This is a genomic window from Streptomyces sp. NBC_00090 (assembly GCF_045160815.1).
Lineage (GTDB): Bacteria > Actinomycetota > Actinomycetes > Streptomycetales > Streptomycetaceae > Streptomyces.
This window is the reverse complement of record NZ_CP108224.1, coordinates 8,975,182-8,990,351: the sequence shown is the minus strand read 5'-3', so window position 1 is coordinate 8,990,351 and position 15,170 is coordinate 8,975,182. Positions and strand designations below refer to the sequence as shown.

At 73.5% G+C, this 15,170-nt stretch carries 13 protein-coding genes and 1 pseudogene; 9 read left to right on the top strand and 5 right to left on the bottom strand.

The window, feature by feature from the left end; all coding sequences use genetic code 11:
- Nucleotides 1–10: 10 nt before the first annotated feature.
- Nucleotides 11–946, bottom strand: a complete 936-nt coding sequence (locus OG361_RS39815; RefSeq protein ID WP_405861597.1) for a hypothetical protein — start codon at nucleotides 944–946, stop codon at nucleotides 11–13.
- A gap of 37 nt (nucleotides 947–983) precedes the next feature.
- Between OG361_RS39815 and OG361_RS39810 the strand changes: the two genes are divergently transcribed.
- From OG361_RS39810 to OG361_RS39775, 8 genes are all read left to right on the top strand, one after another.
- The gene (locus OG361_RS39810) at nucleotides 984–2,480 is read left to right on the top strand and encodes a hypothetical protein (RefSeq protein ID WP_405861595.1); all 1,497 of its coding nucleotides are present in this window, start codon (nucleotides 984–986) and stop codon (nucleotides 2,478–2,480) included.
- A 74-nt stretch (nucleotides 2,481–2,554) separates the two neighbouring features.
- Nucleotides 2,555–2,992, top strand: a complete 438-nt coding sequence (locus OG361_RS39805) for a phage tail protein (RefSeq protein ID WP_384567402.1) — start codon at nucleotides 2,555–2,557, stop codon at nucleotides 2,990–2,992.
- A gap of 1 nt (nucleotide 2,993) precedes the next feature.
- Nucleotides 2,994–3,734: a LysM peptidoglycan-binding domain-containing protein gene (locus tag OG361_RS39800; protein WP_405861593.1), complete on the top strand. Its 741-nt coding sequence runs from the start codon at nucleotides 2,994–2,996 to the stop codon at nucleotides 3,732–3,734.
- The gene (locus tag OG361_RS39795; RefSeq protein WP_405861591.1) at nucleotides 3,731–5,545 is read left to right on the top strand and encodes a VgrG-related protein; all 1,815 of its coding nucleotides are present in this window, start codon (nucleotides 3,731–3,733) and stop codon (nucleotides 5,543–5,545) included. The genes OG361_RS39800 and OG361_RS39795 overlap by 4 nt, the downstream gene beginning before the upstream one ends.
- 123 nt (nucleotides 5,546–5,668) lie before the next feature.
- Nucleotides 5,669–6,067 (top strand): GPW/gp25 family protein, encoded by a 399-nt coding sequence (locus OG361_RS39790; RefSeq protein WP_384567396.1) that lies wholly within the window; start codon nucleotides 5,669–5,671, stop codon nucleotides 6,065–6,067.
- Between the two features lie 10 nt (nucleotides 6,068–6,077).
- On the top strand, nucleotides 6,078–8,066 hold the full coding sequence (locus OG361_RS39785; RefSeq protein ID WP_405861588.1) for a putative baseplate assembly protein: 1,989 nt from the start codon (nucleotides 6,078–6,080) through the stop codon (nucleotides 8,064–8,066).
- Nucleotides 8,063–8,632 carry a phage tail protein gene (locus OG361_RS39780; RefSeq protein ID WP_405861586.1) on the top strand — a complete coding sequence of 190 codons (570 nt, stop codon included), beginning with the start codon at nucleotides 8,063–8,065 and terminating at the stop codon, nucleotides 8,630–8,632. The genes OG361_RS39785 and OG361_RS39780 overlap by 4 nt, the downstream gene beginning before the upstream one ends.
- Nucleotides 8,633–8,637: 5 nt before the next feature.
- Nucleotides 8,638–9,987, top strand: a complete 1,350-nt coding sequence (locus OG361_RS39775; RefSeq protein ID WP_405861584.1) for an NADase-type glycan-binding domain-containing protein — start codon at nucleotides 8,638–8,640, stop codon at nucleotides 9,985–9,987.
- 98 nt (nucleotides 9,988–10,085) lie between these two features.
- Here the strand turns inward: OG361_RS39775 and OG361_RS39770 are convergent.
- The 3 genes and pseudogenes from OG361_RS39770 to OG361_RS39760 form a co-directional block, all read right to left on the bottom strand.
- Nucleotides 10,086–10,505 (bottom strand): annotated as a pseudogene (locus tag OG361_RS39770) (hypothetical protein); the annotation flags it as partial.
- Between the two features lie 433 nt (nucleotides 10,506–10,938).
- The gene (locus tag OG361_RS39765; RefSeq protein WP_405861582.1) at nucleotides 10,939–12,234 is read right to left on the bottom strand and encodes a ricin-type beta-trefoil lectin domain protein; all 1,296 of its coding nucleotides are present in this window, start codon (nucleotides 12,232–12,234) and stop codon (nucleotides 10,939–10,941) included.
- A 188-nt stretch (nucleotides 12,235–12,422) separates the two neighbouring features.
- Entirely contained in the window at nucleotides 12,423–13,598 is a 1,176-nt protein-coding gene (locus OG361_RS39760) for an alginate lyase family protein (protein WP_405862686.1), read from the bottom strand.
- Nucleotides 13,599–13,941: 343 nt separating this feature from the next.
- Between OG361_RS39760 and tpx the strand changes: the two genes are divergently transcribed.
- Nucleotides 13,942–14,442, top strand: coding sequence for a thiol peroxidase (gene tpx / locus OG361_RS39755; protein WP_384567387.1), 501 nt, complete (start codon nucleotides 13,942–13,944; stop codon nucleotides 14,440–14,442).
- A gap of 117 nt (nucleotides 14,443–14,559) precedes the next feature.
- Here the strand turns inward: tpx and OG361_RS39750 are convergent, their stop codons facing one another.
- On the bottom strand, nucleotides 14,560–14,970 hold the full coding sequence (locus OG361_RS39750; RefSeq protein WP_384567386.1) for a Fur family transcriptional regulator: 411 nt from the start codon (nucleotides 14,968–14,970) through the stop codon (nucleotides 14,560–14,562).
- Nucleotides 14,971–15,170 lie beyond the last annotated feature (200 nt).

Below are 15,170 nucleotides of genomic sequence, written 5' to 3'. Positions count from 1 at the left end.
CCGTTCAGCGTCAGGTGTCCTCGGCGCCGGACCGACCGGCAGCGGGAGCGCCTCGCCCGGTACGGGATGGGGCCGCGGCCGCTCCGGTACGTGCGTCCGGCTCCTCGGACACGTCTCTTGTTCCCACCAGTTCCACTTCTCCTTCCGCTTCCCCGGACTCGTCCCGGTCGGTTCCCACCGTCCAGCGTTCGGCCACGTCGGCGGCCGGTCCGGTCCGGCCCTCCGGGCCCACCGTCCCCCGGGCCGTCACGGGCACCGGTACGCCCGCCCCCGAGGCCGGTGCCGCACCGCGCACGGCGGTGCCGACGACGGGTGCCGCGCCCCGAGGGCCCGTACGGCCCGCGCCTGTTCGGCGTTCGCCACTGGTCTCCGCGCGTCCCGTGCAGCCTCCCCGCCTCCTGGCCCCGGCCGGTGCCGCCCGGTCCGGCGGCACGGCCACGCCCAACGCCGGACCCGTCCAACGGGCGACGGCCCCGGCGCGCACTCCCGAGAACGGATCCACCGACCCGGTCGGCGTGACGCCCACCGTCACGCCCGACACCGCCGCACCGGAGCCCTCGGCTGCCGGACGGCCCCAGAACGTCCCGGGCCCCGTTTCCCCCACGGGGCCCGGGATGCCGACCACCCCGGCCGGGACGCCGGTCCCTCCGGTGCAGCGTCGGCCCCCTGTACGCCGTTCGCGGCGCGCCCCGGGAGCCGACTGGAGCACGACGGCTTCCGCGCCGCCGGCCGCCGCCCCGGCCACTCCTGCTCCGGCCACTCCTGCCCCGGTCACTCCTGCCCCGGCGCCCCAGGCGAGTCCGGCACCGGCCACCGCGCCCGTGCCCCCGGCGACCACGGCGGCCGCCCCGGTGCAGAAGGCCGCTCCGGTACAGCCCGCGACTCCGGCATCCCCGACCGCACAGGTGCCCCGGGCCGACCCGGCGACCCGACCCGGTCCGGTCACCACGGCACCCCCGACCCGACCCGGCCTCGGTGCCCCCGTGCAGCGCGCCACGGCCGCGACACCTCCGCCGCGCGCGACCCCGGCACCGCGACGGTCCCCGATCGGGGCGCCGATCACGCGCACGTCCACGACCCCGGAGGGCGCCACCCCGAACGGCTCGGCCCCCAACGGATCGGCCTCGAACGGACCCACTCCGACCAAGGCCGCCCCCGCCCCCGGCACCCCGGTGTCGCCCCAGCCGACCGCGCCTGTCCCGACCCGCTCGCCCGGGTCGGCGTCCGTCCAGCGGGCGGCACAGCCCAAGCCCCCGGTGCCGCTTCCCGTTCCGGTTCCTGTTCCGGATGCTCCGCGCACGGCCGAGCCTCGCACTCCGGCGACGCCGCTGCCACCGTCCGGCCCGGCCGTCCAGCGCGCCACCGTTCCCGGCACCCCCGCCACGCATGTCCCGGCCGCCCCGATCACATCTCAGGCCCCGGCCACGCCGCGTGCAACCGCGCAGACCTCGACTTCCACCTCAGTCTCGACCTCGACCTCAGGTCCTACCCCCGTCGCCACCCCCACGCCCGGCCCCGGCCCCGGCCCCGCCGAGCCGCTTCCCGTCCTGCAGCGGACCACCGACGCGACGCCCACTCAGGCCTCCCCCGACTCCCCGGCCCGTCCCCGGACGAAGGCGCCGACGGAAGCCACCGCGCCCACCCCCGTGCCGCTGGTCACCGTCACCGACCTCCCCCGTGCCACCGCGCCCACCGTGCAGCGGCGGTCCTCACTTCCGCTCGCCACCACCCGGCCGCTCACCCCGAGTCTCGCGCGCACCGCGAGCCCGGCCGCCGGGCCCCGTACCTCCACCGGCCCCACCCCACGCACCGCACCCGGCCACCGCCCGGCCGCGCCCCTCGCCATGCCCGGCGTCACACCGAGCGTCGCCCCCCTCGTCGCGTCAGGCGCCCCTGCCGCGCCGCGCCCCGCCGTGCCTCTCTTCAAGCCCGCGTCCACCCTCACGCCCTCCCCCGGCGCAGGCCCCGCCCCCACCGTCCAGCGCAGTGCCGCCACTCCGCCCACCACGAGAAGCACCACGGCAGCCACCGCGGGGCCCGGCACCGCCCGTCCCGTCGTGCCGATCGGCTCGCCCGCCGCCGCCCGTCCCGTCGCACGCCCGGTGGCCGTCCAGCGTCGAAGTGCCCCCGAGCCCCCGACGCCCGCGCCCTCGTCGCCCACCCCCGCCCCACTCCAGCGCACCCAAGCCGTCGCTCCGAGTCCGGCTCCAACCCGCGCGTCGGCCCCCGCCCCGGCCCCGCAGCCGCGGCAGGCCTCATCCGCACCTCGCGCCGCCACTGCCGCCCGTACCGCTCCCGGCACGACCCCCGTACAGCGCACCGCCGGCCCGTCGGCAGGCCCGCCCTCCGCCGACGCCGCATCGCCCACTCAGCTCGACGAGTTGGCCCGGCGACTCGTGACCCCGCTCTCCCGTCTCCTGCGCGCCGAGCTCCGCGCCGACCGCGAGCGGGTGGGCCGCCTCAGGGACCACGGCCACTGACGACCGGCCCCTCCCAGTCTCCCTCCCACTCCCACCGCCGCCACCGCCACCGCCGACCCGAGAGACCAGCCACCATGCCCACGCAGCTGGACCCCGCATCCACCGTCTTCTTCAAGCTCACCATCGACGGCGAGGACCTCGGCCTGTTCAACGGCTGCGACGGTCTCTCCTCCGAAGTCGAGGTGGAGCAGCGCCAGGAGGGCGGAAACAACGGCTTCATCTGGCAGCTCCCCACCCGCGTCACCTTCTCCACCATCCGCCTCACCCGCCCTCTCACCCCCGACACCACCAAGGTCGCCGCCTGGATCTCGTCGCTCGCCACGGGCATCACCCGTCCGACGGCGCAGATCGCCGCCCTGCGCGCCGACGGGTCGGTCGTCGCCCAGTGGGGTCTCGTCGAGGTGCTGCCGGTCCGCTGGACGGGGCCGACGCTGGACCCGGCGAGCCCGGCCGTCGCCACCGAGACGCTGGAGATCGCGCACCACGGGTTCACCGACGCGGGGGGCGCCTGAGATGCCCGGGTTCCTGGGCGGGCTGGTGGCCAGCGGACTCTCCCGCGCCTCGCTCGCCATCCATCAGCCCCCGACCGATCTCGGCGGTTCCATGGGCGGCCGGCTCGGTGAGGTGAAGTTCCAGTTCAACCCGGACCAGCTGCAGCTCAGCCGGTCCGCGAACTGGCACACCGAGCCGGCGGTCGCGTACACCCGCGGCGCGCCGCCGAAGTTCACCGGCAGCGAGCCCGCCCAGCTCCAGCTTGAGGTCTTCCTGGACCGTTCCGGCGCCCCGTCCTCCAACGACGTGCAGCAGCAGGTGGAACTGCTGCTCTCCTGCTGCGAGGTGACCCAGCAGAGCATCAGCGCGAAGGCGCCGTCGCCGCCGTGGGTGAAGTTCTCCTGGGGGTCGTTCTCGACCGTGCAGTTCGTCGCGTACGTCACCTCCGTCTCCGCGACGTACACCCTCTTCAGCCCCAGCGGCATACCGATCCGCGCCACCTGCTCGCTCTCCCTCACCGAGGTCTCCACCGCGACCAAGGGGCAGAACCCGACCTCCGGGGCGCTCTCGGCCCGTCGGGTGCACCGCACGGTCGCCGGGGACTCCCTCGCGTCTCTCGCCTGGCGGGAGTACGGCGACGCGACCCGCTGGCGGGTCATCGCCGAGGCGAACGGCATCGACGACCCGATGCGACTGCGCCCCGGTACCGAACTGCTGCTCCCGTCCACCACCGAAACGCCGGAGACCGAGGGCACCTCATGAGCGAGAAGACCTTCACCACCGTCCTGCACGTGCAGCTCGACGGCACGCCGCTCCCGGACCCGCTCGCGGTCCGTCTCACCGAGGGCTGGGTGGACGCCAGCGTCAACGTCCCCTCCGCCTTCCAGCTGACGTTCAGCGACAAGGACGGCACCCTCACCGCGAAGTTCCCCTATCTGAAGGTCGGCGCCATGGCGGTGCTGTCCCCCTTCACCGACGGACGGCTCGGCGAGCCCATGCTCACGGGCGAGGTCACCGCCGTCGAGGTGGACGCGGCGCCCGGCCACGGCCGGTACCTGATCGTGCGCGGTTACGACCCCGGCCACCGCCTCCTGCGCAACCGGCGGGTCGAGGGCTACCCGAACATGACCGCGTCCGACATCGTCCGGAAGCTCGCCGGCCTCAACCGCGTGCCCCTCGGCAAGGTCGACGCCACGCCCACGGTGTACGAGCTGGCCACCCAGCCCAACATCACCGACTGGGACTTCCTCTCCCGGCTCGCGCGCGAGAACGACGTCCGGCTCTCGCTCGACCCGGCCGGCAGGCTCGTCTTCGCCGCGCTGCCCCCGGCCTCCTCCGCCCCGGCCGACACCACGCCCGCCGCGCAGAGCCCGTACGTCCTGGACTTCGGGTCCAACACCCTGCACAGCCGGGTGTCCGTGACCGCCGCCGGGCAGGTGGGGAAGGTCGACGTGCGGGGCTGGGACCCCCGTACCAAGCAGGCGCTGTCCTCGCCGACCCCCGCCGTCGCGAGCCCGGACATCGTCTCCGACATCACCCCGACGCAGCTCTCCGCGCCGTTCGGTCCCGCCGAACTCGCGGCGACCGGGACCCCGTTCACCACGCAGTCGCAGGTGACGCAGGCGGCCAGGGCGCTCGCCGACGACGTCACCGGGTCGTTCGCGGAGGTGGAGGTCGCCGTCACCGGGAATCCGGCGCTGAAGCCGGGGCAGCCGGTTGCCGTGAAGGGCGCGGGCTTCCCCTTCGAGGGGCGCTACACCGCCACCGGGGTGCGTCATGTCTTCGCCTCAGGGCGGCAGTTCACCACCTGGCTGACCGTGTCCGGGCGGCAGTTCCGCTCCCTGTACGGGACTGCCTCGGGCGGCGGCGAGCCGGCGCCGCCCATGCCGGGTGTCGCGGTCGCCCTGGTCACCAACACCAAGGACCCGCTCTCGCTCGGCCGGGTCAGACTCCGTTTCCCGTGGCTCTCGGCGACGTACGAGAGCGGCTGGTGCCGGGTCGCCCAGCTCGGCGGTCGCGGCGGCGGCGGTCTCGTCCTGCCCGAGGTGGACGACGAGGTGCTGTGCGCCTTCGACCGGGGGTCGTTGGAACACCCGTACGTCCTGGCCGGGCTCTACAACGGCGTCGACCGGCACACCCCGGCCACCGACCGGGTGCCGCCCGTCGATCCGACCAGCGGGCGGGTCCAGTGGCGTGCCCTGACCTCGCGTACCGGCCACACCGTGGAGCTGCGGGAGGAGGGCGGCCGGACGCGCGCCTCGCACGGCATCCGGCTGCGCACCGCGAAGGGGGGACTGAGCGTCGAGCTGAACGAGGCCCGCACCACGCTCACCATCGACAGCGACGGCACGGTCACCATCTCGGGGGCCCGGGGCGTCACGGTCGAGTCGGGTGCCGATCTGACGCTCTCCGCCACGGGGCGGATCCAGTTGAACGCGGGGCTCGGCGTGGACATCAAGGCCGGCGCGAAGTTCAAGGTGTCGGCGCTGACCCAGGCGGTCGTCAACGCGCCGATGTTCGTCACGTCGACCGTCCCGATGCCCAACCCCGTCGCGGCGAACCTGCCGTTCTGACGTGCTGCCGTTCCGTTCCGACGTACTGCGGTTCCGTTCCGACGTACTGCGGTTCCGTTCCGACGTACTGCCATTTCGACGTGCAGACCAGCCGCGTTTCGACCTTCCGAGGAGGACCTTCCCTTGAGTGAGCACTTCGTCGGCGCCGGCTGGGCCTTCCCGCTGCGCACCGGTCCGAGCGGCTCCATCGCCCTCGTCCGCCGCGACCGCGAGATCGAGGAGTCGATGCGCCTGGTCCTCGCCACGGCGCCGGGCGAGCGGCCGATGCGACCCGAATTCGGTTGTGCCGTCCATGAGTTGGTGTTCGCCCCGGTCAACGACGCGACGATGGGCCGGGTCCGGTACGAGGTGATGTCCTCGCTCGACCGCTGGGAGCCGCGCATCGAGGTGGAGGAGGTCACGGTCGCCCCCGCGCCCGCGGAGCCGACCACGCTGTACATCGACATCCGCTACCGGGTGCGCGGCGCCAACAACCCGCGCAACCTCGTCTTCCCCTTCTACGTCATCCCCTCCGAGGACTGAAAGAGCCGCCATGGCCCTGCCCGCACCCCATCTCGACGACCGGCGCTTCCAGCAGTTCGTCGACGACGCCAAGCGCTACATCCAGCAGGCGTGCCCCGAGTGGACCGACCACAACGTCTCCGACCCGGGGGTCACCCTGGTGGAGGCCGTCGCGCACATGGCGGACCAGCTCGTCTACCGCCTCAACCGGGTCCCGGAGAAGAACCACCTGGCCTTCCTCGACCTGCTGGGCGTGACGCTCTTCCCGCCCGCCGCCGCCCGCGCGGAGATCACCTTCCGGCTCTCCGCGCCCCAGCCCGAGCCGGTGCTGCTGCCCGCCGGGACGGAGGTCTCCACCGGGCGTACGGAGACGGAGGAGGCGGTCGTCTTCGCGACCTCCGCCGATCTGACCGTCGTGCCCTGCGCGTTGACCCACCTCCTGCGCCAGGAGGCCGGGGGCACGCCCGAGGACCGCTCGCAGGACCTGCGGGGCGGCGAGGACGTCTCCGTCTTCGCGCCGCTGCCGCGCGTCGGCGACCTGCTGCTCCTCGGCCTCTCGGCGGCCGTCCCGGACTGTGTCCTCGTCCTCGACCTGGACAGCCGGGTGGACGGCGTCGGTGTGGACCCGCGTCGGCCGCCGCTGGTGTGGGAGGCGTGGACGGCCGCCGAGGGGTGGACCGCGTGCGAGGTCGACGAGGACACCACGGGCGGGCTCAACCGGCCGGGTGAGGTGGTGCTGCACATGCCGTCCGGGCACGCGGTCTCCCGGCTGGGCGGGCACGAGGCGGGCTGGGTCCGCTGCCGCGTCGTGGAGCCCGTCGAAGGTCTTCCGTCCTACAGCGAGTCGCCGACCGTACGGGCGGCGGGCGCGTTCACGATCGGCGGCACGGTGCGCGCGGCGCACGCCGAGACGGTCCGGAACGAGGGGCTCGGCGAGTCCGAGGGCGTCCCGGGGCAGCGGGTGCGGCTCGCGCACGCGCCGGTCGTGGACCGGCCGCCGCTGCTGCTCCAGGTCGCGGAGCGGGCGGACGGCGGTGGGGACGAGGAGGACCCGGAGGCCGGCTGGCAGGAGTGGACCGTCGTCCGCGACTTCGCCTCCTCACGCCCCGGCGACCGGCACTTCACCCTGGACGCGACGACCGGCGAGCTCGCCTTCGGGCCGTGCGTGCGCCAACCGGACGGCACGTTGCGGCAGTTCGGGGCCGTACCGCCGAAGGGCGCGGCGATCCGCGCGGTCCGTTACGGCACCGGGGGCGGCCGGGCGGGCAATGTGGCCCGCTCCACGATCACCGTGCTGCGCAGCTCCATCCCGTACATCGCGCGGGTCGAGAACCGTGAGGCGGCGCGGGGCGGGGTGGACGGGGAGACCGTCGAGGAGGCCAAGGCGCGCGCGCCCATCACCCTGCGGGCGCAGGAACGGGCCGTCACCGCCCGCGACTACGAGGAGCTGGCGCGGCGGGCCGCGCCCGAGGCCGCGCGGATCGCGTGCCTGGCGGCGGACTCGGCCGAGGCGGGCGAGAACGCGGTCCGGGTCCTGGTCGTGCCGCAGGCGGTGCCGGACCGGGGCGGGCGGCTGCGGTTCGAGCAGCTCGTCCCGGGCGAGGAGCTGCTGTCCCGGGTGACGGGCTTCCTCGACGAACGGCGTCCGCTGGGCACCCGGCTGGCCGTCGGCCCGCCGTTCTACCAGGGGGTGACGGTGGTGGCGACGCTGCACTCCTTCCGGGCGGCGGAGGCGGAGCGCGTACGTGCCGAGGCGCTGGACACGCTGTACGCGTACCTGGACCCGCTGACCGGCGGGGCGCACGGCGAGGGGTGGCCGTTCGGGCGGCCGCTGCGGGCCGGGGAGGTCTTCGCGGCGCTCCAGCGGGTGCCGGGCGTGGAGCTGGTGGACGAGGTGCTGCTGCATCCGGCCGATCCGCTGACCGGCCGGAGGGGTGACACGACGGACCGGATCGAGCTGCTGCCGTCCGCGCTGCTGTTCCCGTTCGACCACCGCGTGCGTGTGATCGAGGCGCGGTGAGCGGGTCCGCGCGGGGCACGGTTCCCGGGCTCGCGACCCCGCACCCGCTGGGTGCGGCGCTGCCCGCCGTCTACGCGGAGGGCGAGTTCGGGCAGCGGTTCGTGGCCGGCCTGGACGTCGTCCTCGCTCCCCTCTTCAACGTCCTGGACTCGCTGGAGGCGTACTTCTCGCCCGCGCTGGCCCCCGCCGACTTCGTGGACTATCTGGCGACCTGGGTCGGCGCGGAGCTGGAGGGCACCGAGTCGCTCGCGCTGCGCCGGCACGCGGTCGCCTCGGCCGTGGCCCTGCACCGGGTCCGCGGCACCCGGCAGGGTCTCGCCGCGGCGGTCCGGCTCGCCTTCGGCGTCCCCGCGGAGATCACCGAGAGCGGCGGTGCGAGCTGGTCCGCCCGCCCGCTCGGCCCGTTCCCCGGGACGCCCGGGGCCGGGCTGCACGTCGTCCTCCGGGTCGCCGACCCGGCCGCCGTCGATCCGCAACGCCTGCGCGCGGTCGTGGCGGCGGCCCGCCCCGCGCACCTGCCGTTCACGGTCTCGGTGACCACTTCCCGTTCATCCGAAGGAGCTTGACCCCCATGAGTGACGCGCCCCAGTCCCGTCCCTGCCCGGACTGCGCGAGCCCGGTGCGGGCGGTGGACCAGTCGTTCTGTGACAGTTGCGGAGCGTTCCTGCGCTGGGACACCCCGGCCCCGGCGACGTCCTCGGCCGAGCGGTCGGCCCCGGCGTCCGGAACGGTGTCCACGACCGCGCCCGGGACCGTGTCCGCCGCGTCGCCGTCGATCCGCGCGGACCGGGACGAGCCGGTCGCCGCGCCCGCCGGCGAGTCCCCGCGGACCGGTACCGTCCCCGCGGCCCGTCCCGCCCCGGAAGCCATGGGTGCCGGGGATGCGGTGGAAGCCGGGGATGCCGTGGCAGCCACGGAAGCTCCGGAGGTCCCGGAAGCGGACGCTCCGCGCGTCGCCGCACCGGCGGGTGCCGAGGACGTCACCGCCCCGATACCCACCGTGACCGCGTCCTCGGAGGCGCCCGCACCCGTACCCACACCCGCTCCCGCTTCCTCGGCGCGGACGGCATCCGACGGGCTGTCGGACACGGTCGCCCGCTCCCTTCTCGTCCCGGTCCCCGGAAGCCGGCCCGCGGAGCCGGCCGTCGCCTCTCCGGTGCTCCCCGCACGTCCGGAGGCCGCGCGTCCCGCGGTCCGGGCCGCCGCGGCACCCGCCCCCGTGGAGGGCGGCACCCCGTGCCCGGCCTGCGCCCTCGCCAACACCCCGGGCCGCCACTTCTGCCGCTTCTGCGCGACCCCCATGGTCCCGGAGCGGCTCTCCACGGCGGAGGGCCCGTACGCGGGCCGGCGGCCCGGCCTCAACCGCGACCGGAGCCGCTTGATCACCCGGGCCCTCATCGCCACGGCGATCGTCGCCGTGGTGGTCGGCGGTGTCACCGGCGGCCCGCCCGCCGTCCGCGCGATCCAGGACCACTTCGCCACCCGGGTCCCGGTCCACCCCGTCGCCTGGGTGGCCTCGCACGCCGCGCCGAAGCAGGACCCGAAGCTGGCGGGTGACGGATACTCCAACACCTGGTGGGGCACGGGCTACGCGGGCGACTCGGCGGGCCAGTACCTGGAGGCCAGGTTCGCCGAGCCGACCGATCTGCTGAGCCTGCTGATCACGCCGGGCAGCTCGAAGAACACGACGCAGGCGGACGGCCAGGCGACCCCGCGCACCTTCGAACTGGTGGTCAAGGACTCCTCCGGCGAGACGCGCGTCTCGCAGCACCGCATCAACGACGGCGGCACCCAGCGGGTCGACCTGCGGGTACGCGACGCGCTGTCGGTGCAGTTGGTGCTCCGCACGGCGTGGCGGGCCGACCCGCGGAAGCAGGTGGCCGTCGCGGAACTGGAGTTCTTCGGCAGGTCCGTGTCCTGAACCGGCCCGGCCTCCGGCCGGGGAGCCCGAGGACGAGCGGGCCCGCCGAATCTCGGCGGGCCCGTCAGGCATCGGCGTGCGTCAGACGTCGGCGTGCGTCAGACGTCGGCGTGCCCGTCGATCCAGGCTCGCGCCTCCGCGAGTTCGGCCTCGGTCGGAGCCGGGCGCAGTTGGTCGGGGTAGCGGATCAGATGGTGCTCGCGGGCTGCCTTGAGGCCGATCGCGCGGGCTTCCGGGGACAGTTCGGGATGGTCCGCGACCTCCCGCGCGCGCCGCCACCAGTCCCGGCCGCTCAGGTCGACGGAGTAGTGCCACAGCGGCTGTGCGGGGTCGGCCACTCCGATCAGCACCCTGTGCAGCACGTATGCGCGGGGCCCGGGTGTGCGCAGCAGCCGGTCGGCGACGAGCAGCGGGGCCTCACCGTCGAGCCTGGCCCGGATCAGTACCCAGGTCATCAGCTGGCCGACGTCGTGGGCGCCGGAGGTGACGAAGTCCCACAGTTCGACGGCCTTGGTCTCGTAGCGGTCGGCGGCGGCGAGTGCCTCCGCCGCATCGGTGCCGGTGGTCTCCGCGTACGCGGCGCCGAGCCGGGCGGCCTCCTCCCGGACCTGGGCGACCTGGTCCCGCGCGGCTTCCGCGGTCAGGACGCGCAGCTCGCGGGGCAGCCGTTCGTCCGTGCTGAACCGGACGGCCGCGAGTGCCGCTCACCGTCGAACAGGTCCAAGGCCCTCGCCCCTCGCTCACGGAGCCCCCTGGCTCCGTCGGAGTACTGTCGCACGTCCCGCGCCCGTCGAGGAGGTGGGTGTCCAACTCAGAGGACGGGCGCGGGTACTCAGCGGGTGCTCAGCGAATACTCGGCGGCCATCCAGCGGATCTCGAAGTGCAGGTGCGGCCGGTGGACTGACCGGTGATGGTGGACGGGCGTGCACAACGAGTCCTGCCGGGCCCTTGTCAACGGGTGACCGTCCACTTCTGGTTGGCGCCGCCTCCGCAGGTCCAGATCTGCAGCCGGGTTCCGTTGGCGGAGCTGTTGCCGGTGGCGTCCAGGCACTTGCCGGCCCGGGGGTTGACCAGGTCCCGGGCCGCGTTGGCGGTCCAGCGCTGGGCCTCCGTACCGTTGCACTCCCACAGCTGGACCGGTGTCCCGTCCGCCGTGCCGGCGGAGGTGACGTCGAGGCACTTGCCGAGCGCGCGGACGGTACCGTCCGCCGCCAGGTTCCACTGCTGGGCGGGGGTGCCGTTGCAGTCGTAGAGCTGGACGGGCGTGCCGTTCGCGGTGCTCGCGCCGGCCACGTCGACGCACTTGCCGCCGATGCCGGTGATCGGTCCCGCGACGGAGGGCCCGTCGGCAGTGGTGACGCGGACGTGGTCGACGACGAGCTGCTGCGGGAAGGCGGTCGAGCCGTCGGGGTCGCCGGGCCAGTAGCCGCCGACCGCGAGGTTGAGGATGAGGAAGAACGGCTTGTCGAAGACCCAGGTCCGGCCGCCGAGGTCGGCGGGCGTGCGGGTCTGGTAGACGGCCCCGTCCACGGACCAGGTGATCCGGCCGGGCGACCAGTCCACGGCGAAGGTGTGGAAGGCGTCGGCGAAGGCCTGTCCGCCGGGCAGGGTGTACCCGGCGCCGATGCCGCCGGAGCCGGAGTAGCCGGGTCCGTGCAGGGTCCCGTGCACGGTGGACGGCTCGAAGCCGACGTTCTCCATGATGTCGATCTCGCCCGAGTCCGGCCAGCCGACCTGGCCGAGGTCGTCACCGAGCATCCAGAACGCGGGCCACATGCCCTGGCCGCGCGGCACCTTCATGCGCGCCTCGACGTGTCCGTACCGCGTGGTGAACCGCCCGGCGGTGTTCAGCCGCGCCGAGGTGTACTCGCACCGGCCGTACCAGCACGCGTAGTTGCCCGGGTTCTCCTTGCGGGCGGTGATCACCAGGTGGCCCTGCCCGTCGAGCGCGGCATTGCGGTTGCCGGCCGTGTAGTACTGCCGTTCGTGGTTGTTGACATTGTCGCCGGTCTCGATCTGCCACCGCGCGCCGTCCACGGCGGAGCCGGCGGGACCGTCGAAGTCGTCGGAGAAGGTCACCGCGGCCGCTTCGGCCACGGGACCCAGAGCGGCGGAACGGAGTTCGGCCGCGGGGCCGGCGGGTCCTGGACCGGCCGGTCCGGTGCCGAGGGCGGCGACGGCCAGGGCCAGGGCGAGGGCCGCCACGGCGGAGGACAGGGGACGCGATCGCGAGCGGGAGAAGGGCACGGCTCTCTCTTCCGTCGGGTGTGGGGGGACGGGTTCGTGTCGCGCTCATGACATGCATGCACGACACGAACCCTCGGGGTATGCGGAGCACAGAACGGGGTCCATTTCGACGCCCCCATGATTTAAGGAGTGAAGTAAGGGACCGTCAAGAGGCGCGCACGAAGCGCGTCATCCCTCGCGCGGCTCGGTCAGCCGGGGTTACCGGCGTGGGTGAGCGTCCCCCAGGCGACGAAGAGGTTGTTCGTGCCCGCCGGACGGCCGGCCTCCGTGAGCCGCTGCGTGTTCGTCATCGCGTACCCCATGCGGTGGTGCAGCGCGTTGAACCCGACCTCGGTGACCGGTCCGAGGTGGTCATGGAGGGTGCCGCCGCAGAGCCAGCTCGGGACCGGCTCACCGAGCTCGTACCTGGCCTGCAGGCCGAGGGCGTGGCGCAGCCGGTCGGCCACCTCGGGATAGAGGTCCTGCCCCTGGATGCGGCTCGTCTCGGCGATGTGCGAGATGGCGGCCAGTCCGTAGCCGGTGTGGGTGAGGTCGCGGCAGGTCTCCTGGGTCAGCCCGTCGACGAAGGTGGTCTGCCCCTGCCAGTAGCGGACGAGCTCGTCGCGGGTGTCGAGGCCACTGCCCGGCGCCGCCTTCGGCAGGGCGCCGTCGCTCGCGAGGTAGATGTAGGCCGGGACGCGGCCGCGGAACTTGGTGACGGCCTTGTCGTAGGCGGCACGATCCTCCAGGAAGACGGCGATGCCGATCGCGGCCTCGGTCATGCTGAGCTCCCAGTTGCCGTTGGAGTGGGAGCCGTTCGTCACCTCGGGGAGGTAGACCGTGCGCAGCATTGTCTTGAAACGGTCGACGCGGGCCTGGGGCCAGCCGGTGTAGGTGTAGCGGATGATCTCGGCGGCCCGCGGCCAGGAGGAGCCGGCCCAGCCCGTCTGCAGGGGCGCGTTGGAGTTGGTGTGGTCCGTGATCACACCGGACCAGGCGTCCATGATCTCGATCGCCTTCTGGGCGTACCGGCTGTCGCGCGTGAAGTACCAGGCGAGGGAGAGGGTGTACGCCGCCAGGGCGTCCTCACGCTCGTCGGTGCAGCCGAGGTTCGGGTTGGAGTACGAGCCGCACTCGACGACCGACCGCGGCTTCGGGACCCGGGACAGCGAGGCGTACTTGCTCGCCGCCATCTGGTCGAAGGCACCCTTCCAGGGCTGCGCCCCGGCGTTGACCCTCTCCCGGGTGAAGTCGAGCTGCCCCCGGGAGACCAGGACGCCGGGGTGGACGAAGGTGGCCGGGGCCGCCTCGGCGACACCGCCGCCGCCGGGGCCTGCGACGAGTGTGGCGAGCAGGGCGGTCAGGAGGAGGGGGGCGGCGAGCAGCGATCGCTTTCGGACTCGGCTGGTGAGGGGCGTACGGGAATCATCGCGCCATCTGGACAAGGGGTTACCCCTTCTTCATGTATCTGAACGCTGGATGACTGTCGAGGGTGGAACCTAAAGGTCTGAACCAAAGGCGTCAAGGAGGCGAGTGCGACCGGAATCCGGGCCGCGACAGACTCTCACCCTCACGGTTCGGGTGCGGGCGTTCACCTACATGAACAGCTTGGGGTTCCATGGTCCGACCGGTCCCCCGTCTCACGGCGACGGCCCGTGTCGTTCCCCAAGGTCCACACGCCGTACGATTCCCCGCGTTGCCACTCACACCGTCCGAAGGAGATTCCCCATGGCCCAGGTCACGCTGAAGGGCAGCCCGGTGCAGGTCAACGGCGCTCTGCCGGCCCCCGGCAGCCAGGCTCCCGACTTCACGCTCGTCGCCGAGGGGCTGGCGGACAAGTCGCTGAAGGACTTCGCCGGCCAGCGCAAGGTCCTCAACATCTTCCCGAGCGTCGACACCCCGACGTGCGCCTCCTCCGTCCGCGCCTTCAACAAGAAGGTCGGCGAGCTGGACAACACCGTGGTGCTCTGCATCTCCGCCGACCTGCCGTTCGCGCAGGCCCGCTTCTGCGGCGCCGAGGGTCTGGAGAACGTGAAGAACCTGTCCACGCTCCGCGGCCGCGAGTTCCACACCAACTACGGCGTGGAGATCGCGGACGGACCGCTGGCCGGCCTGACCGCGCGCGCCGTCGTCGTCCTCGACGAGAACGACAAGGTCCTGCACGCGCAGCTCGTGGGCGAGATCGCCGAGGAGCCCAGCTACGAAGAGGCCCTCGCGGTCCTCAAGTAGTCACCGCGCCACCACGGCGCACGAAGAGGGGCCCCTCCACCGATGTCGGTGGAGGGGCCCCTCTTCGTCGTGCACGACACCCCTGGAAACAGGCAGCCGGGCAGAGTCCGCGGTACGTCACGAACAGGCCGGGCAGAGTCCGCGGTACGTCACGTCGGCCTTGGACACGGTGAACCCGAACCGCTCCGCCGGTGGAAGAACGGCCAGCGGATCGCCCGTCGGACGGACGTCACGGATGATCCCGCAGTTCGAGCAGACCAGATGCTGGTGCGGATGGTGCGCGTTCGGGTCGTAGCGCTTCGCCCGCCCGTCCGTGGAGAGCTCCACCACCTCCCCCAGGGCGACCAGTTCGCCCAGGGTGTTGTAGACCGTCGCCCGCGCGATCTCCGGCAGTCGCGCGACGGCGAGCGCGTGCACCTCGTCCGCCGTGAAGTGCACGTGGTCGCCGGCCAGGACCTCCGCGACGACACGCCGCTGGGACGTCAACCGCCAGCCGCGCGCCCGCAGTCGCTCCAGCAGGTCGCTCATGTCGGCTCACCTCTTCCACGTCGGCTCAGTTTGGCGTGCTTCTTGACTTGGACTACGTCCATCGTAGGATCGGTTTCGTTAATGGCCAAGGGACAGGAAGACTCCGGCACGACGGGAGACAGGGCCGGCGTCGTCCGCCGGACCCGATGCCCGCCGGACTTCCTGAGCACTGTGATCCGCCAGGTCTTTGGAAGGATTCC